Origin of the sequence: Patulibacter minatonensis DSM 18081 (assembly GCF_000519325.1) — a bacterium.
Classification (GTDB): Bacteria; Actinomycetota; Thermoleophilia; order Solirubrobacterales; family Solirubrobacteraceae; genus Patulibacter; species Patulibacter minatonensis.
Map to the genome: position 1 here is coordinate 1,744,803 of NZ_KI912613.1, position 21,640 is coordinate 1,766,442.

A 21,640-nucleotide genomic window follows, 5' to 3' on the forward strand; every position below is an offset into this window, starting at 1 on the left:
CCAACGTACAGATATTCACATCAGCGTGCTGGGAATCACACTTTTCTCTCGACGTTCGTACGAGTGCCGACGCTGAATGTGCCTCCACGACTCCTGATCCCGACATCACCGCGAACGGTGGTAGCCGTGAGGGGCAGGGGATCGGTGTCCCGGCCGCTCCTCAAACCCGCCGGGAGTCGCTGAATAGGTCGTTCGTCCACTGGTGTATCGCGGCGTTCACAACAGGTCTAGGTTCTCGTCGTCGGTCGGGTCACCGGCACGATCCGCTCCCCGCCACCGGCACAGAACCCCGGTGGTACCGGCCGTTCCTCGACGGTCGGGTGGCGTGCGGGCGATGTCGACCCGCCGGCCCCGACCCCGCCCAGGGGTCGGCCATCATCGTCCGACGCCGCCCCCGACGGCCGACCCGGTCCACCGTCCGAGCACGCCACAGGCGGACGGTGGCGACCCTGCGCCTTGACCGCCATCCCGACTCCTGAACCACGCGAGAAGCGCCGGACGCGCACGCTCGTGAGCGCCTCGATCGTCGCCGTCGCGCTCCTCGTCGGTTGCGTGTATGGCGTCCTCGGGCGCGATTCGGGGCAGCGTTATCGCCTCGTCTTCGAGAGCTCGAGCCAGGTCGTGAAGGGCGGGACGGTGCGGATCGGCGGGACCCAGGTCGGGACCGTGAAGTCGATCGACCTGACGAAGGACGACCGCGCCGCCGTCGAGATCTCGGTCTCCGGCGACTTCGCGCCGCTCCGGCGCGGCGCCACCGCTGTCGTGCGCGCCCAGGGCACCGCCGGCGTCGCCAGCCGGTACGTCGACATCAGCCCCGGATCGGGCCTCGAGCCCGCGCTCGCCGACGGCGCCACGATCCCCGTCGACCACACCACCTCGCAGGTCGAGCTCGACCAGCTCTTCGCGTCCGTCGACGGGCGGACCCGGTCGGGCCTGCGCCGCACGATCCGCGGCTTCTCCGAGTGGTACGCGGGCCGGGAGGCCGAGGGTGGCAAGGCCGCGCGGCGCCTGCCGAAGGGCATGGCCGCCCTGCGCACGTTCGCCGCCGAGGTCGACGCCCAGACCGCGCAGTTCGCCCGCCTGATCGGCACGAGCAGCAGGACGATGAGCACGCTCGCGGGCGAGCAGGCGTCGCTGACCCGTCTCGTCGGCGGGGCGGCGTCGACCGTCGACGCGCTCGGCGCCGACACCGGCGCGCTGACCGGCGTCCTGCGGGACACCCCGGCGATGCTGCGCCAGGGCACCGCGGCGCTCGCGAGCCTGCGCGGCACGCTGCCCGACCTGCGCCGCCTGCTGGACGCCTCCGACACGCCGTCGAAGCGCCTGCCGCGCGCCCTCGACGATCTCCGTCCCGTGCTGACCCGCGCGACCCCGGTCGTCGGGCAGCTGCGGCGCGTCGTCGACCTCCCGGGCGCCGGCAACGACCTGCTCGACGGCCTGCGCGACCTGCCCGCCGTCGACCGCTCCGCGAGGACCGCCTTCCCGGCGAGCGTCCGGGCCCTCGCCGGCACCACGCCGATCCTCTCCTACGCCCGGCCGTACACGCCGGACCTCGTCTCGTGGCTCGGCTCGTTCGGGCGCGCCGCGGCGGCCTACGACGCCGACGGTCACTACCTCACCGCGATGCCGACGTTCGACGCCTACCGCACGCGGGAGGACGACCAGGGCGGCACGCTCGTCCCCAAGGCCCCGGCCGAGCGTGGCACCGACGCGGCGCTCAGCACCGGCCACACCAAGCGCTGCCCGGGCACCGCCGCGGGGACGCTCCCCGACGGCTCGGGGGCCTTCGTCGACCGCGGCGCGCTCGCGAACGCCGACTGCGACGCGGGGGAGGGGCGCTGATGCGCGCACGTCTCGGCCTCGTCGCCGTCCTCCTCGCCGTGGTCGCCGGCGTCGTGCTCGTCGGCGTCGGGCGCAGCAACGACGCCCGGGGTGCCGACGGACGCGGCGACCACTACCTCGTCCGCGCGATCTTCTCGAACGCCAGCTTCGTGATCCGCGGCGAGGACGTGAAGGTCGCCGGCGTGATCGCCGGGAAGATCGAGCGGGTCGAGCTGACCCCGGACAACCGCGCGGCGGTCGTCATCGACATCACCGACCGGGCGTACCAGGACTTCCGGGCCGACGCCACGTGCAGGATCGGCCTCCAGTCGCTGATCGGCGAGCAGTACGTCGAGTGCACGCCGACCCAGCGCCGCGGCGAGGGCGTCGTGCCCGCCGCCCCGCTGCAGGTCGTCGCCTCCGGCCCCGGGCGCGGTCAGCGCCTGCTGCCCGTCGAGCGGACCTCGAGCCCCGTCGGCCCGGACCTGCTCGCGAACATCATGCGCGTGCCGCAGCGCGAGCGGTTGCGGCTGATCATCGGCGAGCTCGGCGTCGGCCTGGCCGGCGGCGGCACCGAGCTGCGCGCCGCGATCGAGCGGGCCGACCCGACGCTGCAGCAGGCCGACCGCCTCGTCGAGATCCTCGCGACCCAGAACCGGACGATCGCCGGTCTCGTGCAGAAGTCCGACGCCGCGCTGCAGCCGCTGGCCGCCCGCCGCGGGGACCTCTCGGGCTTCACCTCGGCCTCCGCGCGCGTCGGCGCCGCGGCCGCCGAGCGGGGCGACGCCCTAGAGCAGGACCTCGGGAAGCTGCCCGGGTTCCTGGCGGAGCTGCGCCCCGCGGCCGGCCGCATCGGCGCGCTCGCGGACCAGGCCCGCCCGGCGGTCGACGCGCTGTCGGCCCGGGCTCCCCAGCTGAACACCGCCGTCACCCGCCTGGGCCCGTTCGCGTCCGCCGGCACCGGCGCGCTGACGTCGCTCGGCCGCGTCGCCGACCAGGGCCGCGCCACGTTCCCGAAGCTCGACCGCCTCGCCGCGCAGCTGAAGAGCACCGGGTCCACCGTCGTCCCCGTCGCGTCGCAGCTCGCCGACGTCGGCGGCTCGTTCGACCGCACCGGCGGCATCACGAACCTGCTGCGGACGCTGCACTTCTACACCGGGGCGTTGAACGGCAAGGACGGCACGTCGCACTACCAGCGCACGACCGCCTACCTCAGCCTCTGCATCGAGCGCCGGCCGGTCCAGGTGGGCCAGTGCGTCGCGCAGTTCCAGAAGGACGCGACGGGGGCGACGCCATGAGCACCGGTGGACCGCGCCGCCGCGGCTCCCTCGCCGCGACCCCGGGCCTGATCGGCGCCGTGACGGTGCTGATCGCGATCGTCGGGGTCGTCCTGGCCTACAACGCGGGCAAGGGCGTCCCGTTCGTGAAGACGTACGTCATCCGCGCGGAGGTCCCGGACGCGTCGGGCCTGCTCGTCGGCAACGACGTGCGGAAGGGCGGAAGCCGCATCGGCTTCGTCTCCGACGTGATCGCCCGGCCCGGCACCGACGGCACCGACGGCGCGACGCTCGTCCTGAAGCTCGACGAGTCCGCCCGGCCGCTCCCCGCCGACAGCCGCGTCGAGGTCCGGCCGCGCTCGGTCCTCGGCCTGAAGTACGTGCAGCTCACCGCCGGGCGCTCGAGGACGATGCTCGCCGACCGGCAGACCATCGACCTGCGCTACGCGGGCGGGAAGCCGGTCGAGCTCGACGACCTCTTCAACACGTTCGACGCCCCGACCCGGCGCGGTGCGTCCGACAACCTCCTGATCGCGGGCACCGCGCTCGCCGGACGGGGCGCCGGGATCAACCGCGCCGTCGTCGGCCTGAACCCGCTGCTGGAGCACGCCGAGCCCGCGCTCCGGACGCTCGCCGACCCCGGGACCGCGCTGTCCCGCTTCTTCCCCGCGCTCGAGCGGACGGCCGCCGAGGTCGCACCCGTCGCGACGCAGCAGGCCGGGCTGGTGACGGGCCTGCGGCGGACGCTCGGCGGTCTGAGCACCGTCCGCCCGTCGATCCAGGACGCGATCTCCGCCGGCCCCGCCGCGCTCGACGCCGGGACCCGGGAGCTGCCGCGGCAGGCCGCGTTCCTGGCCGCGTCCACCGAGCTGTTCCGTCGCCTGCAGCCCGGCCTCCGGTCGCTGTCGCACGCCGCGCCCGGCCTCGCGACCGCCTTCCGGGCCGGCACGCCCGCGCTCCGCCGCGCGCCCGCGCTGAACCGCCGGGCGGTCCCGGCGCTCCGCGGCCTGCAGGCGTTCGGCACCGACGACGACGCCCTCCAGGGCTTCGCGCAGCTCGGCGCGACCGCGACCGCGATCGGGCCCGCCGTCGCGTACGTCGGTCCCGCGCAGACGCGGTGCAACTACCTCACCCTGCTGACGCGGAACCTTGCGAGCGTGCTGTCGGAGTCCGACACCGTCGGCAGCGCCCTGCGGACCGGCCTCCTGATCACGCCGATCGCGCCGAACGGCGAGGCCGGACCCGCCGCGACGCCCGCGGACGGTCCCGCGCAGAACCTGAAGGCGACCCCGCCGAAGCAGCCCTCCGACAGCCTGCTGCACAGCAACACGTACCCCTACACCGCGTCGCCGGGCCAGCCCGCCGAGTGCGAGGCCGGGAACGAGCGCTACGTCCCCGGGAAGCAGATGATCGGGAACACCCCGGCGAACGAGGGCCTCATCACCGAGGGCCAGAAGGTGGGCGCGAAGTGATCCGCCGGTCCAAGCGCCGCGTCGTCCCCGGCGGCGGCCGCCAGGCCCGGATCGGGCCGGTGAAGACCGGCATCCTCGTGCTGCTCGTCGTCGCCATCGGCTGCTTCTTCGCGTTCACGAAGAGCGTGCCGTTCAAGCACCACTACGAGATCACGGCCGTCGTCCGGACCTCGAACCTGCTGGCGAAGGGCTCGCCCGTCCGCATCGCCGGGGTCCCGGTCGGGACGGTCGTCGGCTCCGGCCGCCACGGCGACGGCCAGGACGCCGAGATCCGCCTGCGCATCGACGGCGACGGACGCCGGACGCTGCGCCGCGACGCGTCGCTCCGGATCCGCCCCCGCCTGTTCCTCGAGGGCAACTTCTACGTCGACCTCCAGCCCGGCAGCCCCGACGCGCCCGCGATGCCCGACGGTGGCGTCATCCCCGTGACCCGCACCGCGGTCCCGGTCCAGCTCGACCAGGTGCTCGCCGCCCTGCCGGCCGACACCCGCGGCGGACTGCGCGAGACGGTGCACGGCCTCGGCGACGCGCTCGGGTCGTTCCCGAAGGCCGCGGACCGCACCGGGCAGGATCCCGCGGTCGCCGCGCTCCCCGGCGGCCGGGCGCTGAACCGCACCCTCGCGACCTCGCCGAAGGCCCTGCAGGACAGCGCCGCCGTCCTCACCGCGCTCCGGGGCCGGAAGACCGGCGACCTCTCCCGGGCGATCGACGGCCTCGGCGCCACCACCGACGCGCTGGGCGAGGACCAGGCCGCGCTGCGCGGCGCCGTCCGCGACTTCGCGACCACGGTCACCGCGACGGGCGACGCGGGCGCGTCGCTCCGCGCGTCCGTGGCCGCGCTCGCCCGCACCTCGGCGACCGGCCGGACCGCCTTCGCCGCACTCGACCGCGCGATGCCCGCGACCCGGACGGCCGCGTCCGACCTGACCGCCGCGATGCGCGAGACGCCGGCCACGATCGACGCGTCGCTGCCGTGGCTCGCCCAGGCGCGCCCGCTGCTCGGGCAGGCCGAGCTCCGCGGACTGCTGGACGACGTCCGCCCGACGCTGACCAGCTCCTCGCGCCTCGTCCACACCGCCCGGAGGTGGTTCCCGCGGACCGGCGCGCTCGCCGCGTGCGCGAACCGCGTCCTGCTGCCGACCGCGATGGTGAAGCTCGACGACGGCGCGCTGTCGACGGACACCGAGAACTACAAGGAGTTCTTCTCGTCCGTCGTCGGGCTCGCCGGCGCGGCGCAGACGTTCGACGGCAACGGCACCAAGCTGCGCCTGCAGACGATCGGCGGCGCCACCCGGATCAAGTCCGGGGCGACGAACTACAGCCGCGCGTCCGGCGGTCTGCCGCAGTTCGCGAACCTGACGCAGCCGTCGGTCGGCACCAGCCCCGCGTTCTCGCCCGTGCTGCCGCCCGTCCGCACCGACGTGCCGTGCGCGAGGAACGGCGTGCCGGCGCTCAACGGTCCCGCGTCGCAGGGGCCCGCCGACGGGTCCGCGCCGAGCGCGCCGGCCACCCCGGTCCCGAACCTGCAACCCGTCCCCGGGAGCGACCGATGAGGCGCTGGCGCGGCCAGGCCCGCAGGCTCCTGACGATCGCGGCGCTCGCCGCCGTCGGGCTGCTCGTCGCCGGGGCGATCCTCGGCGGCCAGAAGGCGTCGCTCCCGGGCTGGGTGCCGGGCGCGCCGGACGATCCGTTCGTGATCGACGCGCGCTTCGCGTCCGCCGCCGGCGTCATGCCCGGCCAGGGGCAGGCCGTCACGATCGCCGGCGTGTCCGTCGGCAAGGTCGGCGGCGTGCGCCTGGACCGCGGGCAGGCCGTCGTCCGGCTCGACCTCGAGCGCAGGTACGCCGGCCGGGTCCGCCCCGACGCGCACGTGCTGCTGCGCCCGAAGACGCCGCTGAAGGACATGATCGTCGAGCTCGACCCGGGCACCGCCCAGTCGGGGGCGCCGCTGAAGGACGGGGCGGAGCTCTCCGTCGCCGCGGGGGCCCCGGACGTCGGCGGGGACGAGATCCTGGCGATGCTCGACACCGACACGCGCGCCGCGCTGGGCTCGCTGCTCGGCAACGCCGGCACCGCGATCGGGGGCGACGGCGGCCGCCGGCTGGCGCGCGCACTGAAGCGCTTCGAGCCGCTCTCCCGCCGCACCGCCGAGGCCAGCAGGCTCCTCGCCGCGCGCGGCACGATGACCCGCCGGCTGATCACGAACCTCGGCTCGATCACGCAGGAGCTCGGCGGCACCGACGCCCGTCTGACCGCGTTCGTGCGCGACAACGCGGCGCTCTTCGCCCGCTTCGCCCGGCAGGACCGCGGCCTGTCGAACACGGTCCGCGCGCTGCCGGCGACGCTCGACGCGAGCACCAGCGCGCTCCAGAAGGTCGGCGACCTGTCCGCCACGCTGGACCGGGCGCTGCCCGCGGTCCGCCCGGCGACGTCCGGACTCGCCCCCGCCCTGCGGCAGGTCCGCCCGTTCCTCGCGAAGACGCGCCCGGCGCTCGAGCACCAGCTCCGCCCGTTCGCCCGCAAGGCCCAGCCGGTCGCGGCGCGCCTGCGGCCCGGCGTCGCGCAGGCCGCGAGCGGGGCGTCGAGCCTCGAGCGCCTGACCACCACGCTGAACCACCTGACGGACGCGCTCGCGTACGACCCGCCGGGCGACGGCGTCGGGAAGCAGAGCTACCTGTTCTCCCTGCCGTGGGCCGGGCACAACACGAACTCCGTCGTCTCCACCCAGGACGCCCTCGGGCCGCTGCCGCGCTCGATCACGCTCTTCAGCTGCGGCGCTCAGGTGCTGCTCGACAACTACACGAACCCCAAGGGCGTCTCCGACAGCCCCTACATCAAGACGCTGATCGACCTCCTGAACCCGCCGCGGACCGCGGACAACTGCCCCAAGGGCATCAGCACCAAGAGCAAATGATCAAGCAGGCGCCCACCCTCCCCAAGCTGCTCGTGATGATCGCGTTCGCGCTCTGCAGCTTCGGGGCCCTCCTCTTCCTCTGGGTGTCGTTCGGCGGCGGCGTGCCCGGCCGCGCGCAGGGCTACCGCTTCGGCGTCGACATCCCGCAGGCGGCGCAGCTCACGCGCCAGGCGGACGTCCGGATCTCCGGCGTCAACGTCGGCAAGGTCGTCGCGCTCACGCCGCAGCGGAACACCACGACGCGGGTGACGATCCAGCTGGACGCGAAGTACGCGCCGATCCCGCGCGCCGCCACGGCGACGCTGCGCGCCAAGACGCTGCTCGGCGAGACCTACGTCGAGCTCGCGCCGCACCGCGACGCCGGGACCGGGCCGCTCCCCGAGGGCGGCACGCTCGCCGCCGACGCCGCGCGGCCGACCGTCGAGCTCGACGACGTCCTGAAGGCGTTCGATCCGAGGACCCGTGCCGCGTTCCGCACGTGGCAGGAGACGCAGGCGCGGTCCCTCGAGGGCCGCGGGGCCGACCTGAACGCCGCGTTCGGCGAGCTGCCGCTGCTCGTCGAGGAGGTCGACCACCTCGCCGCCACGCTCGACGCCCAGGGCTCCGCGGTCAAGCAGGCCGTGTCCGGCACCGCGACGGTGTTCGACGCGATCAGCCGCCGCCGCGGCGACCTGCGGCGGCTCGTGACCTCGGGCGACCGCGCGTTCGCCGCGATCGGCGAGCGCAACCGCGCGCTGGCCGCGATCTTCCGCGCGCTGCCGGCGTTCGAGCGCGAGGCCACGGCCACCCTCCCGGCCGTCACCGCGCTCGGCGACCGCGGGCTCCCCGTCGTCCGGCGCCTGCAGCCCGTCGCCACCCGCCTGGCGCCGACCCTCGACGCGGCCGACCGCCTGAGCCCGGACCTCGCCGCGCTGATGACCCGTCTGGGCCCGGTCGTGACGGCGTCGCAGCAGGGGCTCCCGGCGTTCGTCCGGACGCTCGACCGCCTGCCGTCGCTCCTCACCGCGCTGACGCCGCCGACCCGCACGATCAACCCGGCCCTGCGCCAGCTGAGCGTCGGGAAGCGGGAGCTGACGTCGTTCCTCGGCAACGTCACCGCCGCGACGAACGCCCGCGACCGCGGCACCGGTGCCCGCTACGTCCGCGCCGCCGTGAACTACAGCCCGCAGGGCCTGGCGTTCCAGTCGCGGCTCCTCGGCCAGACCCGCCGCAACGCCTACCCGGCCCCGGGCTCCGGCGGCTCGCTCCTGTCGGGCCTGTCGGTCCTGGGCTCCTGCGCGACGGGCGACCCGGCGTCGCCCACGGACGTCGAGGCCCCGGTCCTCGAGCGCCTCCTGACGAACGTCTTCCAGACCACCACCCGCGACGTCGCCCGACCGGGCTGCCGGGCGCAGGGCGCGTTCCCGGGCTTCTCCACGGCGTTCCCGCAGCTCGGCGCCGACCCGGCGGCGGCGCTGGCGGCGGGCGCGCGGCGCTGAGTCACGGGACGCGGGGGCTGCGGGGCCGGCCGTCGGGCGCGGCGTTCGTCGGGTTGGCGGTTCGGCGTGCGTTCCCGATTCGGTACCCGTGAGGTACCAGTTCGGGAACGCGGCGCTCGCGGGGTCGGCGGTCCGGGGTCGCGTCAGCGACGCTCGGCGGTGAACTTCAGCACGCCGGAGTCGCACGTGTGGACGCCGGACTCGTTGGAGTACTGCGACGTGCGGCGGACGACGCCGGTGGCCGTGCGGCCCTTGACCGTGATCCGCACGTCGGTGTAGCCGTCCGGCTCCTTCGAGCCGCCGTACTCGTACCGGCGGAAGTGCAGCCTGCCGCTCTTCGACAGGCGCAGCCCGGTCGTGAAGCCCGGGTCCGTCGTGGGGGAGTCGTTGCCGATCTTCCCGCCGCCCTCGCACGGGAGGTCGCGGTGCGCGTCGGTCGCGGCCCGGCACGGGCGTGCGCGGTGGCCCGGCGCCTGCCCGCGCGGCCGGCCGGTTGGGGGGGGGGGCGTGTGCGGACCGTGCGTTCGCGCCGGGGTGTCCGAGGGAAGAGGAGGCGGAACGGTCCTCCGCCACCAGCTCGCCGGTCGGACCGGTCCGACCGCGATGTCGTCCCGCCCCGACCCTCGACCAGACCCCCGCGGCCCCGGAGCGGCGCAGGACACCACGGCGCCCGACCCCGTGCGCTCGCCGGCGACGCCGGCAGCGGCCGACCACACCGGTCACAGGATCGGCCCCGAGATCGACGTAGGGGTGATGAGCATCCTGCGAGATCCCCCCGACGCCCGGCTGCTCCACGCAGCGCGGGAGGGAGACTCCGACGCGTTCGGGGTCTTCTATCTGCGACACCGCGACCCGCTGACCCGCTTCTGCGCGCGGCGGGTCGGCACGCCCGAGGCGGTCGCCGACCTCGTGGCCGAGACGTTCGCCACCGCCCTGGAGGTCCTGCACGGGCCGCGGCCACCGAAGATCGACGACGCCGCCGGCTGGCTGTTCGGCATGGCGCGCAACAAGATCGCCGACACCTACCGGCGCGGCGCGGTCGACGACCGCGCCCGGCAGCGGATCGGCATGGAGCGCCTGGACCTGCAGCCCGACGAGGCCGAGCGGATCCTGGACCTCGCCGAGCCCGGCGACGCCGTCCGCGTCGCGGCCGGGCTGCCCGAGGACCAGCGCCGCGCGATCTACGGCCGGATCGTCGCCCAGGACACCTACGAGGAGCTCTCCGCCGAGCTCGGGGTGCCGGAGAGCACCGTCCGCAAGCGCGTCAGTCGCGCCCTCACCACCATCAAGACCCGTCTGACGGAGACCCACGCATGAGCCCCCACGACCGCCTCCACGACCAGCTCGTCGCCGCCAACGCCCGTCTCGCCGAGCAGCGCGCCGCGGCCCCCGCGCCCGCCGGCGCCGTCGGGTCCTCCGACCGGGCGCGCCCCCGGGACGCCCGGCCCCGTCCGGCCCGCCGCCGCCTCGCCGTCGGCCTCGCCACGGTCGCCGCCCTGACGGGCGGGATCACCGTCGCGAGCCTCGCCGTCGACGCCTCCGGTCCGCGGTCCGGGATCTCCGCGTCTCTGCCCGGCGCCGTCACCGCGATGGCCGACCAGATCGCCGAGCGCAAGGGGATCCTCCACGTCGTCGTCGGCGACATCTCCTACCGGGCGCCCGACGGCGCGACGTCGGACGACTTCGACGACCCGCGGCTGCACGACGAGGCGTGGGTCGCCCTCGACGGCACCGGGTGGCGCGACCGCGTCGTCGACGACACGGGTGCGACCGCGAACGACGGGCTCCAGCTCGCGGACGGCACGGAGCAGATCCGGCGTCGCAACGGCAGCATCGGCACGAACACGGCCCCGCGGGGCCTGTCGAAGGAGGCGCGGCTCCCGCGCCAGGCGTGGGGCAGCTTCGTCGGCGCCCAGCTGATGGACGTCGGGAAGCTGAAGCGGATCGGCGAGGAGACCCTCGACGGCGTCCGCGTGGTGCTCGTGTCCGACGAGCGCCTCAGCGACGAGCGGCGTACCGTGACCTACGCGTTCGACGAGGAGTCCGGTGCGCTGAAGCAGGTGCGCGACCGGCTGAAGCTCCCGACCGGCTGGGACGAGACCCGGACGACCATCCGGACCTGGAGGATCGAGCCCGACACGCCGGCGCTGCGCCGGACCCTGACGACGCTCGACCGCCTGACGTCGAAGGTGAAGTAGCGCGGTCGTCGGCCTAGAGTCCGGGGCGTGGCACGCCTCGGCTCGGTCGACCTGAACCTCCTGCTGCCGCTCGCCGCCCTCCTCGAGGAGCGCCACGTCTCCCGGGCGGCGGCACGCGCGGGGCTGAGCCAGCCCGCGATGAGCCGCGCGCTCGGCCGGCTGCGCGAGGCGCTCGGGGACGAGCTCCTCGTGCGGGCCGGCGGTGGGTACGCGCTGACCCCGCGCGCGGAGCGGCTGCACCGGGAGCTGGCAGCCGTGCTGCCCCGCCTGGAGGAGCTCGTCTCCGACGCGCCGTTCTCGCCGCACGACGCCGCCGAGACCTTCCGCGTCACCGGGACCGACTACGCCGCCGAGCTCCTGGGCCCGCCGGTGTTCGAGCGGTTCTTCGCGGCGTCCCCCCGGTCGCAGCTCCGCTTCGCACCGGTCCACGACGGCGTCTTCGACGACCTCGAGCGCGGGCGGACCCACCTGATCTTCCGGGCGGTCGAGGGCCCGGGCCGGCTGCGCTCGGAGGTGCTGTTCGAGGACCGCTCCGTCTGTGTCGTCGCCGCCGGCCACCCGCTCGCCGGCCGGGCGCGCGTCGGACTCGAGGAGTACCTGGCCTGCCGGCACATCGAGGTCAGCGTCGGCGACGCGGGGGAGCCCGCGGTGAACCGGCGGCTGCGGGTCGGCGGGGACGACCGCGAGATCGCGCTCACCGTCCCGTTCTTCGCCGGCGCGCTCCGGGCCGCCGCCGCGACCGACCTCGTCGCGACGCTGCCCCGGCGGCTCGTCGTCCAGCAGGGCGATCGTCCCGGCGTCCGCGTCCTCGAGGCGCCGCCCGAGGTCGGTCCGCTGACCTACCGGATGATCTGGCACCCGCGGCTCGAGGACGACCCACCGCACCGGTGGCTCCGCGACGTCGTCCGCGACGCCGCGGCCGCCCTCGATCATGCATCGGAGCCATAGTGGAGATGGCGAACATGCAGTAGACGGATGACGTGGCGGGCGCGACGGTGTGGTCATGGCCACCCGAACCGCACCGCCCGATACGCCCACCGCTGCGGCCCCTTCCGCGCCCGCCGCCGCGCCGGGATCGGCAGGCGCCCCCACCGTGCCGGTCACCACCGCCCGCCGCCGCCGGCTGATCCTCGCCATCTGTTGCATGAGCCTCTTCATCGTCGGGCTTGACAACACGATCGTGAACGTCGCGCTGCCGTCGATCCGCACCGACCTGCACGCGTCGGTCAGCGCGCTGCAGTGGACGATCGACGGCTACACGCTCGTCCTCGCGAGCCTCTTGATGCTCTCCGGCTCGACCGCCGACCGCGTCGGCCGGGCGCGCGTCTTCACGATCGGCCTGACGCTGTTCGGGATCGGCTCGATCGCCTGCGGCCTGGCGCCGAGCGTCGGCGTCCTGATCGCCTGCCGCGTCGTCCAGGCGGTCGGCGGCTCGATGCTGAACCCGGTCGCGATGTCGATCATCCGCGAGACGTTCGACGACCCCCGCGAGCGGGCGCGGGCGATCGGCGTCTGGGCCGGCGTCGTCGGGCTGAGCTTCGGCCTCGGGCCGGTCCTCGGCGGACTGCTCGTCGACACGGTCTCCTGGCGGGCGATCTTCCTCGTCAACGTCCCGGTCGCGGTCGCCGCGATCGTGCTGACGCGCCGGTTCGTGCCCGAGTCGCGGGCCGCGCGTCCCCGGCGGCTCGACCCGGTCGGCCAGCTCCTCGTCCTCGTCGCCCTCGCCGGCCTGACCACCGCGGTCATCGAGGGGCCGCGCACCGGGTGGGGGTCGCCCGTGATCCTCGGCTGCCTCGCCGCCAGCGCCGTCGCCGTCGCGGTGCTCGTCCCCTACGAGCACCGGCGGCGCGACCCGTTGATCGAGCTCGCCGCGTTCCGCAGCGTGCCGTTCTCCAGCGCGACGCTGATCGCGATCAGCGCGTTCCTGGGGATGTCCGGCTTCCTCTTCCTGACCACGCTGTACCTGCAGGACGTCCGCGGCCTCTCGCCGCTCGTCGCCGGCCTGTGCCTGCTGCCGACCGCGGTGATGGTCGCGGTCGGCGGGCCGCTCTCGGGCCGGATCGTCGGCGGTCGGCGCGGTGCCCGGCCGCCGCTCGTCGTCGGCGGGCTGGGCATCGGCCTCGGCGCGCTGATGCTCACCGGCGTGACCCCGACGACCTCGATGGCCTGGCTGCTCCTCGCCTTCGCGGTCTTCGGCGTCGGCTTCGGCGTCGTCAACCCGCCGATCACGAACGCGGCGGTCGCGGGGCTGCCCGCCGCGCAGGCGGGGGTGGCCGCCGCCGTGGCGTCGACGAGCCGTCAGGTGGGCGCGTCGCTCGGGGTCGCGATCGTCGGGTCGGCCGGCGTCGCCGCGAGCGGCACCGGCGCGCAGCTCGCCGCGGCGAGCCACGTCGGCTGGTGGATCGTCGCCGCGGCGGGCGCGCTCGTCCTCGTCCTCGGGGTCGTCGCGACGACCCCGAGGGCACTGGCCACCGCGCGCCGGGTGGCCTGACCCGGCGCGCGGTGGCGGGCGGGCGCGCGTGCGGGGTCGGGGTCGGTGGCCACGATGGTCGGATACCGACCACGGACGACCCCGGACCCCGGACGGTCCGCGGGTCGAGGTCACGGATGGTCGGATACCGACCACAGATGACCTCGGACCCGGGACGGTCCGCGGGTCGAGGTCACGGATGGTCGGATACCGACCACAGATGACCTCGGACCCGGGACGGTCCGCGGGTCGAGGTCACGGATGGTCGGATACCGACCACAGATGACCTCGGACCCGGGCGGGCCTCGAACCCCGGGCGTCCCTCGGGTCGGGGGTCACGGATGGTCGGATACCGACCAGGGACGACTCCGGACCCCGGACGGTCCGCGGGTCGAGGTCACGGATGGTCGGATACCGACCACAGATGACCTCGGACCCGGGACGGTCCCTGGGTCGAGGTCAGAAAAGGTCGGATACCGACCACGAAAGACCCCGACCCAGGACCCCGACCCAGGGCCGACGACCCGTCAGTCCGCCGGCACCCCGACCGGCGGCGCGGCGGTCCGCGACGCCGCGACGGGCTCGACCGGCTCCCCGACTGCCGTGCGCTCCTTCGCCGCGGCGGTCTCCTGGTCGTGGATCAGGAGCCGGGCGGTCCACCAGAGGGTGGTCGCGACCAGGGCGACGCTCGCGAACGCGGCGAGCCAGAGGAGCGGCATCGATGCGTCCTGCGACGAGTTGATCGCGACGACCGCCGGGAACCCCGCGCCGAGCGTCGTGAACGCGAAGTTCGCCGGGAAGATGGCGAAGACGGCCAGGAGGTGGACCTTCTTCGTCGCGCGGCGGGAGAGCAGCGCCACGAGGATCGCGAAGCCGGTGATCTGGCCGGCCTCCATGAACGAGATGTAGACCGGGTAGTCCAGGAGGTTCGTCGGCTGCTTGCCCCAGTAGGAGTACAGGTGCAGGTTGATCATCAGCGTCTCGAAGAACCACGTGGTGAACGCGGTGATGCCGGCGAAGCGGAAGACCTGCTTCATCGTCGCGGCCTTCGCGAGGCCTTCGTACATGAAGATCACGGGTCCGGCGAAGACGACGATGTAGGCCGGCATGACCCACACGGGCTGCGGCAGGTCGAAGGCCGTGAACAAGGTCCACTGGGCGTCCGTGCCTCCGTCGTCGTAGACGTGCCAGAAGAGGTGGTACGCGATGTCGTACAGCGGCTCGATCAGGCTGCCGACCGCGATCGCGGCCCACAGGAGGATCGCCAGCGGCGACCCGTCGCGCCGGTAGATGCGGACCGCCTGGACGAGCAGCGCGATCGACAGCGCCCAGAGGACGACGGTCACGCCCGTCTGCAGTGCGGTGTTGAGGTCAGGAAGGTCTCCGGGACGGTCCGGAATCGCGGGTGGCATCTCGTGGTCTCCTCGGGAACGACGCGTGCGCGGCGGGACGCGCGCAACGCTGCGAGATGAACGTACGCGGGCGACCGGGCCCCTGCCTCCCCCCAAACGCACAACCCGTTCGGCGGAGAGGGTGAACTTCGGATCCGGACGGCGGATAGGCTCGCGCCATGGAGGAGCGCCGCCGGTGACCGGTCCGTCGCAGGCCCCGGCCGTCCCGGCCCCGCTGCTGGACCACGCCGAACGCGAGCTTGGATCACCCGGGGCGCTCGACGGCCTCGCCCTCGCCCGGCTGACCGGCGACCTCGACCGTGCCGCCGACGTGATCTCCGCGCGCCTGGGCGGAGCTGCGCGCACGCCGGAGGAGGAGGCGGAGGACGCCGCGGCGCTGGTGCGGATCGGCACGCTGCAGCGTGCCGCGCGGCGGCAGGACGTCGACCGGCGGTTCTCGACGGTCGGCGCGATCTACGAGAGCCTCGGGCGGCTGCGGCAGGAGACGCGCCTGGAGGGGCTCCTGGCGTCCGCGGTCCGCGAGCTCGGGCGGGCATGCGCGTTCGACCGGGCCGTGCTCTCGCGGATCCACGGATCGGCATGGCGCGCCGAGGCCGTGTGGATCGACCCGGCCGCCGAGCCCGCCATGGCGGAGGCGACGCGGGACTACCTGACGAAGCAGTGGATCCCGCTGCGGTCCGGGACGGTCGAGGTCCAGCTCGTCCAGCGACGACGGGCGGCGCTCGTGGAGGCGGACGACGTCGGCGTCGACCCGGAGCTCGTCGCGTCGACCGGCACCCGCCGGTACGTCGCGGCCCCCGTCGTCGCGGGCGACCGCGTCGTCGGGTTCCTCCAGGCCGATCGCCTCGATGGATCGCCGGAGCTCCGGGACGTCGACCGGGACAACCTCTGGACCTTCGCGGAGGAGTTCGGCCTCGTCTTCGAGCGGCTCGCGCTGCTCGAGCGCCTGGAGCGCCAGCGGATCCGCGTCCGGGACGTCTTCCACGCCACGGACCGCGTGTTGCGCGAGCTCCGCGACGACGAGCTGCGGCTCGACGCGGGGACGCGACCGGGGGACGGCAGCCCCGGGTTTCCGCAGCGGCCCGCGGTCCAGGGGGCGCGGATCGAGTTCCTGTCGGTCCGGGAGCACGAGGTCCTGCAGCTCCTCGTCACCGGTGCGACGAACCGCGAGATCGCCGAGCGCCTCGTCCTCGCGGAGGGTACGGTGCGGTCGCACGTCCGCCGGATCGCGAAGAAGCTCGACGCCACCGGGCGTGCCGACATCGTGTCGCGGTACCTCCGGCTCGTCGGACGGGAGCGCACATGAGCGCCCCGCGGGAGGCCGCGCCCGTGCCCCGCGACACTCCTGGTGGACGACCGTCGGCATCCCCGGGCGCGGGGCCCACGAGCCCGCCGACAGGACGCCGGTCGGGTGCGTCGGCGATCCGCGACGACGCGCGGAGCCTGCTGGACGAGGCGGCGCGCGTCCCCGGAGTCGCAGGCGTGCACGACGGCGACGCGACGCTCGCCGATCGGCTGCAACGCGCCGCGGCGGGCTGCGCCGCCGCGATCGGGGCTGGGGCGGACCCGGCCGCCGCGGACCCGGACGACCGCCGGACGCTCCGCGGGCTCGTGGTCCGGCTGCACCGGCAGGCGCAGCTCGTCGACGAGCTCGAGCTGCAGGCACGCGCGACCCGGATCACCGACTGCCAACGCGGACTCGCGCGACTCCGCGCGTGCACGAGCACGCAGGCGCTCGTGGGGTCGGTGTGCGAGGAGGTGACCCGGTCGTGCGGGCTCGAGCGCGTCCTCCTGTCGCGGGTCGAGGACGGGCGGTGGTGGCCGTGGGTCGTCAACGCGGCGGTCGAGCCGGAGAGCTGGGTCGCGAGCTGGCGCGAGCGGTCGATCCCCCTGGACGAGCTCACGATCGAGACGCGGCTCCTGCGCGAGCACCGGTCGGAGCTCATCACCGACACGACGCACCGGGGCATCCACGAGATCATCCGCGAGGGGCGCTCGACGTCGTACGTCGTCGCCCCGATCGCGCCGGCGGGCCGGGTGATCGGGTTCTTCCACGCGGACCATCGCGTGGGCGGCCCCCCGTGCGACGCCACCGACCGCGACGTCCTCTGGCGCTTCGCGGAGGGCTTCGGGCACCTGTTCGAGCGGACCGCGCTCAGCGAGCGCCTCCACGGCCGGCGCAAGGAGGTCGACGAGATGCTGGACGTCGTCCACGACGCCATGACCCAGCTGACCGCGGTGGAGCTCCGGCTCTCTGCCGGCGCCGAGGCCGACGACCCTGCCCCGGCATCGGATCGCCCCGACGTCCTCGACAGCCTGACCCCGCGGGAGCGGGACGTCCTCCGGCTCCTCGTCGCAGGGCGCCGCAACCGGGAGATCGCCGAACAGCTCGTGATCAGCGAGGCGACGGTCAAGAGCCACGTCAAGCAGCTCCTGCGCAAGCACGGGGTCGCCAACCGCTCCCAGGTGATCGCCCGCCACCACGGGGCGTGAGCGTCAGCCCGCCACCGGCGCACCGAGCGCCGCGACGAGCACCGCCCCCGCCGCACCGGCGGCGAGCAGGGTCCACACCACCGAGAGGCGACCGGCGAGCAGCAACGCGCCGCCGACGACGAGGACGACGACCTGCCAGGTCTCGGTGACCGAGGCCGCCAGCGGCACGGCGGCGCCGAGGATCGCGCCGAGGGCCGCCGGGCCCGCGCCGTCGAGGAACGCCCGCAGCCGCGCGTCGGCCCGCAGGCGCTCGAACCGCGGGGCGAGGACGAGCACCACCGCGAACGACGGGGCGAACGCGACCGCCGCGGCGAGCAGCGCCCCGCCGACGCCGTGCGCCGCGTAGCCGACCGCCGCGACCGTGTGGACGACCGGGCCCGGGGTGACCTGGCCGAGCGCGACGGCGTCGAGGAACCGCGCGTCCGTCAGCCAGTGGTGCCGGTCGACCGCGTCGGCCTGCATCAGCGGGATGATCACGAAGCCCCCGCCGTAGGAGAGCGCGCCGACCTTCAGGGCCGTCCACGCGAGCGCCCCGAGCCCGCCGACGCCGGAGGCCGCGGCGAGGAGCACCGGCCACGCGTGCGCGTGGAGTCCGCGCCGGGACGCCGATCCGCCGTCCGCGGATCCGCCCCGTCCGCCGGACCCCCGCGGGCGGCGGCGTGCGCCACCCGACCGCGTCCATGCGAGCTCGGCGACCCCGCAGCCGAGGAGGACGAGCACGAGCCACGGGCCGAGGAGGACGGCGGCCGTCGCGCCGAGCACCGCGTAGGCGGCCCACCGCATCGGCCGCGACCCGCGGGCCCGCGCCCAGCTGGGCTGCAGGAGGCCCCAGCCCGCATGGACCGCCACGGCGGCGACGACCGCGCCGGCCCCGGCCCCCGCGCCCCGGACCACCTCGGGCGGCGACGACGCGAGGAAGACCGCGGCGAGGACGAGCATCGCGACGAGGCCCGGCCCGACGAACGCGAGGCCGCCGACGAGGCCGCCGAGCCGCCCGCGGACGGTCCAGGCGGTGAGGATCGCGAGCTGGCTGGAGCCCGGACCGGGCAGCAGGTTCGTGGCGGCGATCGCGTCCTCGAACGCGTCGTCCTCGATCCAGCCCTCGCGCTCCACGCAGAGCTCGCGCAGCATCGCGACGTGGACCGGCGGGCCCCCGAACCCGAGGCACCCGATCCGGCCCCACGAGCGCAGGACGGTCCGGAGCGGGACGGGGTGGTCGGGGGGCGGCACGAGCCGGAGAGCGTACGGACCCGGGCGCACCGGGATGTGTTCCTCGTGCTGTGACGCTCAGCCGGGCAACGCGAATCGTGCCCCGAGGAAGCCGCTGATCGTGCGCGCGAGGAGCTCCGGGCGCTCCCACTGCAGGAAGTGCCCGGCGCGCGGGATGACGTACGGGCCGGTGAGGTCGGAGAACGCGACCTCGCAGCGCTCCGGGAAGTCCTGCCAGATCACGTGGTCGTCGGGTCCGTGGAGGGCGACCGTCGGCACGGCGCTGACGGCCGGCGGCAGCGGGGGCTCCGATGGCTCGCGGGTCCCCGTCGCGACCTCGTAGAGCCCGAAGCTCGCGCGCAGCCGCGCGGCGTCGCCGAACGGTTCGACGACGAACGCGACCTCCTCCGGCGTGAAGCCGCCGGGCGTGCCCCAGTGGCGGTGGCCGTACATCTCCGCGACGTACCGGCGGCGGCGCTCGGGGGTGTCGAGCTCCGCCATCAGGCCGTCCGCATCGGTGCCCTGACGGAGGAAGTAGTCCGACGACGCCCGGGCCCGCGGGGACCGACCGGACCGCAGCCCGGCCGCGTCGTACTCCGCGCGCAGGTGCGGCAGCACCGTGTTGAAGAGGCACTGCGCGGCGACGAAGCCGGGGAACCGCTGTCCGAGCTCCTGCACGACGACCCCGCCGAAGTCGCTGCCGACGGCGAAGCAGGCCGCGTGGCCGAGCTCGCCGTGGACGAGGTCGTGGAGGTCGCGGGCGTTCGCCGTCGCGTCGTAGTGTCCGTCCGGCGCGACCGGGTCGGTGCCGAAGCCCCGGAGGTCGGGGACGATCACCTCGAAGCCGGCGGCGGCGAGCGGCGCGATCGTGCGCCACCAGATCCGTGAGGTCTCCGGCCAGCCGTGCACGAGCAGGAGCGGGATCCCGCCCCGCCCCTCGTGCACGTACGAGATCCGCGCGCCGGCGGACGACGTCGCGTGGCGGAGCTCGTGGAGGCCGGGGTCCGGGGCGGTGCGCGTCATCGCCCCGGACGGTACTTCCCGGCGCTCCGCCCGCGAAGAGGGCGGAGCGCCGTCGTCCGCCGACACCGGGAGTCCCGGCGCCGGCGGACCCCCGGGGTCAGCCGACCTCGGAGTAGACCGGCAGGTCTTCGGTCGACGCGGGCTGCGTCGGGGCCTCGTCGCCGTGCCCGACGGCCGCGGCGTCGCCCGCCGGGGCGCGCTCGTCCTTCAGGACCAGCACGGCGGCGGCGATCGCGGCGACCACGAACCCGGCGGCGATCAGGTACGCCACGTGGAAGCCGGAGTTCAGGGCCTCCATCTGGTTCACGCCATCGGCGACCTTGCCGCTCGTGCGCTCCGCGGCGAACGTCGCCAGCACCGACAGCGCGATGGCGCCGCCGACCTGCATGGAGGTGTTCACCAGGCCGGACGCGATGCCGGAGTCCTGCGGCGTCGCCCCCGACATCGCCAGGCCCATGATCGACGTGAAGCTCAGGCCGGCACCGAGGCCGAGCAGGAGCATCGACGGCAGGACGTTGACGAAGTAGTTCCCGTCGACCGGCGTCTGCGTGAACAGCAGGACCGCGGCGGTGATCGACGTCAGACCGGCGATCAGGACGTTCTTCGGGCCGAACCGCTCGGTCACCGGCTGCGACACCTTCGTCGACACGAAGCCGATCAGCAGCGTCAGCGGCAGGAACGCGAAGCCGATCTGGACCGGGCTGTAGCCCAGGATCTCGCCGGCGTAGCGGGCGCCGAAGAAGAACACCGAGAACATGCCGGACAGGACGCCCAGCAGGACGAGGTTCGCCCCGGTGACGTTGCGCGAGCGGAAGATGCGCAGCGGCAGCAGCGGGTGGTCGATGCGGGCCTGCCGGACGACGAAGCCGACGAGCAGGACGAGCGAGACGGCGAAGAGGATCAGCGTCTGCGCGGAGCCCCAGCCCTCCTTCTCGACGCCGACGACCGCGTAGACGCCGACCATCAGGCCGATCGTCAGGAGCAGGGCGCCGAGGACGTCGACCTTGTGCTCCTTGAGGCCGAGGCCGGGGCGGTGCGGGACCAGGCGGGTCGCGAGGACGACCGTCGCGATGCCGATCGGCAGGTTGACGAAGAAGATCCAGTGCCAGCTGAGGATGTCGGTCAGCACGCCGCCGAGGAGGAGGCCGACCGAGCCGCCCGCCGAGGCGACGAACGAGTAGATGCCGATGGCCTCGCCCTGTGCCCGGGGCTCCTGGAACATCGTGATGATCATCCCGAGGATCACGGAGGACCCGAGGGCACCGCCGACCCCCTGGAGGAAGCGGGCCCCGATCAGGACCTCCTGGCTCTCGGCCAGGCCGCAGAGCAGGGACGCGAAGGTGAACAGCGACATGCCCCAGAGGAACATGCGTCGCTGACCGATCAGGTCGCCGATGCGGCCGGACAGCATCAGCAGGCCGCCGAACGGGATCAGGTACGCGTTCAGCACCCAGGTCAGGTTGCCGTCCGAGAAGTCGAGGCTGTCCTTGAGCACCGGCAGGGCGGTGTTCACGATCGTGCCGTCGAGCACGATCATCAACATGCCGAGGCAGAGGACGTAGAGGGCGATCATGTCGCGCCTGTGGGTGGTTGGGGCGGTACTCATGCGGCGTCTCCTGCGGGAGGTCGGGATGCGCCGGTTGGGGGGCCGGCGCGGGTGGTCGTCAGAACCCCGCGTTAAACGGAGCGGACGATCCGGTTGAGACCGTAGCACGACCGGATCGTGTGCTCCGTTTCTCGGGGGCGTGGGCCGGACGCCCGCCGGTTCGACTCCCTGTACCCCGTGAGGAGGGTTCGGGGTCGATCCCGCGGACGAGCAGGACACACCACGAGGACCGCCGGGCGGCCCGGGACTCATCGGGCGCCTTCCGGA

At 74.7% G+C, this 21,640-nt stretch carries 17 protein-coding genes; 12 read left to right on the forward strand and 5 right to left on the reverse strand.

Features of this window, described 5'->3' with window-relative positions; all coding sequences use genetic code 11:
* The first annotated feature begins 510 nt into the window (after positions 1-510).
* From PATMI_RS0107910 to PATMI_RS0107950, 6 genes are read left to right on the forward strand one after another with little or no spacing between them, the layout of a single operon-like run.
* Positions 511-1,842, forward strand: a complete 1,332-nt coding sequence (locus tag PATMI_RS0107910; RefSeq protein ID WP_026910503.1) for an MlaD family protein — start codon at positions 511-513, stop codon at positions 1,840-1,842.
* Entirely contained in the window at positions 1,842-3,119 is a 1,278-nt protein-coding gene (locus tag PATMI_RS28330) for an MlaD family protein (RefSeq protein ID WP_036725459.1), read from the forward strand. The genes PATMI_RS0107910 and PATMI_RS28330 overlap by 1 nt, the downstream gene beginning before the upstream one ends.
* On the forward strand, positions 3,116-4,570 hold the full coding sequence (locus tag PATMI_RS28335; protein WP_036725463.1) for an MlaD family protein: 1,455 nt from the start codon (positions 3,116-3,118) through the stop codon (positions 4,568-4,570). The genes PATMI_RS28330 and PATMI_RS28335 overlap by 4 nt, the downstream gene beginning before the upstream one ends.
* Complete coding sequence (locus tag PATMI_RS0107940; RefSeq protein WP_026910507.1) at positions 4,567-6,123, forward strand: MlaD family protein; 1,557 nt, start codon at positions 4,567-4,569, stop codon at positions 6,121-6,123. The genes PATMI_RS28335 and PATMI_RS0107940 overlap by 4 nt, the downstream gene beginning before the upstream one ends.
* Complete coding sequence (locus PATMI_RS0107945) at positions 6,120-7,484, forward strand: MlaD family protein (protein ID WP_026910508.1); 1,365 nt, start codon at positions 6,120-6,122, stop codon at positions 7,482-7,484. Before PATMI_RS0107940 ends, PATMI_RS0107945 begins: the two co-directional genes overlap by 4 nt.
* Entirely contained in the window at positions 7,481-8,962 is a 1,482-nt protein-coding gene (locus PATMI_RS0107950) for an MlaD family protein (protein ID WP_026910509.1), read from the forward strand. The genes PATMI_RS0107945 and PATMI_RS0107950 overlap by 4 nt, the downstream gene beginning before the upstream one ends.
* Positions 8,963-9,105: 143 nt before the next feature.
* Here PATMI_RS0107950 and PATMI_RS38495 read toward each other — a convergent pair whose 3' ends face one another.
* Positions 9,106-9,231, reverse strand: a complete 126-nt coding sequence (locus tag PATMI_RS38495; protein WP_281171298.1) for a hypothetical protein — start codon at positions 9,229-9,231, stop codon at positions 9,106-9,108.
* A gap of 484 nt (positions 9,232-9,715) precedes the next feature.
* Here PATMI_RS38495 and PATMI_RS0107960 point away from each other — a divergent pair, with 484 nt between their 5' ends.
* The 4 genes from PATMI_RS0107960 to PATMI_RS0107975 all read left to right on the forward strand — a co-directional run bounded on the left by PATMI_RS0107960 (position 9,716) and on the right by PATMI_RS0107975 (position 13,651).
* Positions 9,716-10,279 (forward strand): RNA polymerase sigma factor, encoded by a 564-nt coding sequence (locus tag PATMI_RS0107960; RefSeq protein ID WP_026910511.1) that lies wholly within the window; start codon positions 9,716-9,718, stop codon positions 10,277-10,279.
* Entirely contained in the window at positions 10,276-11,160 is an 885-nt protein-coding gene (locus PATMI_RS0107965; protein ID WP_026910512.1) for a hypothetical protein, read from the forward strand. The genes PATMI_RS0107960 and PATMI_RS0107965 overlap by 4 nt, the downstream gene beginning before the upstream one ends.
* A gap of 27 nt (positions 11,161-11,187) precedes the next feature.
* On the forward strand, positions 11,188-12,108 hold the full coding sequence (locus PATMI_RS0107970) for a LysR family transcriptional regulator (protein ID WP_026910513.1): 921 nt from the start codon (positions 11,188-11,190) through the stop codon (positions 12,106-12,108).
* Positions 12,109-12,253: 145 nt separating this feature from the next.
* Positions 12,254-13,651, forward strand: a complete 1,398-nt coding sequence (locus PATMI_RS0107975; RefSeq protein WP_026910514.1) for an MFS transporter — start codon at positions 12,254-12,256, stop codon at positions 13,649-13,651.
* A 506-nt stretch (positions 13,652-14,157) separates the two neighbouring features.
* On the opposite strand, the gene PATMI_RS28340 is transcribed toward PATMI_RS0107975, so the two are convergent.
* Complete coding sequence (locus PATMI_RS28340; RefSeq protein WP_169738338.1) at positions 14,158-15,042, reverse strand: hypothetical protein; 885 nt, start codon at positions 15,040-15,042, stop codon at positions 14,158-14,160.
* Positions 15,043-15,217: 175 nt separating this feature from the next.
* On the opposite strand from PATMI_RS28340, the gene PATMI_RS0107985 reads away from it, so the two are divergent.
* Positions 15,218-16,348, forward strand: a complete 1,131-nt coding sequence (locus PATMI_RS0107985; protein WP_026910515.1) for a LuxR C-terminal-related transcriptional regulator — start codon at positions 15,218-15,220, stop codon at positions 16,346-16,348.
* Between the two features lie 176 nt (positions 16,349-16,524).
* The gene (locus PATMI_RS38170; protein WP_051471199.1) at positions 16,525-17,535 is read left to right on the forward strand and encodes a helix-turn-helix transcriptional regulator; all 1,011 of its coding nucleotides are present in this window, start codon (positions 16,525-16,527) and stop codon (positions 17,533-17,535) included.
* A gap of 3 nt (positions 17,536-17,538) precedes the next feature.
* On the opposite strand, the gene chrA is transcribed toward PATMI_RS38170, so the two are convergent.
* The 3 genes from chrA to PATMI_RS0108005 all read right to left on the reverse strand — a co-directional run bounded on the left by chrA (position 17,539) and on the right by PATMI_RS0108005 (position 21,373).
* Positions 17,539-18,765 carry a chromate efflux transporter gene (chrA, locus tag PATMI_RS0107995; RefSeq protein WP_026910516.1) on the reverse strand — a complete coding sequence of 409 codons (1,227 nt, stop codon included), beginning with the start codon at positions 18,763-18,765 and terminating at the stop codon, positions 17,539-17,541.
* A gap of 57 nt (positions 18,766-18,822) precedes the next feature.
* On the reverse strand, positions 18,823-19,767 hold the full coding sequence (locus PATMI_RS28350; protein WP_051471200.1) for an alpha/beta fold hydrolase: 945 nt from the start codon (positions 19,765-19,767) through the stop codon (positions 18,823-18,825).
* Positions 19,768-19,864: 97 nt separating this feature from the next.
* On the reverse strand, positions 19,865-21,373 hold the full coding sequence (locus PATMI_RS0108005; protein ID WP_026910517.1) for an MFS transporter: 1,509 nt from the start codon (positions 21,371-21,373) through the stop codon (positions 19,865-19,867).
* Between the last annotated feature and the right edge of the window lie 267 nt (positions 21,374-21,640).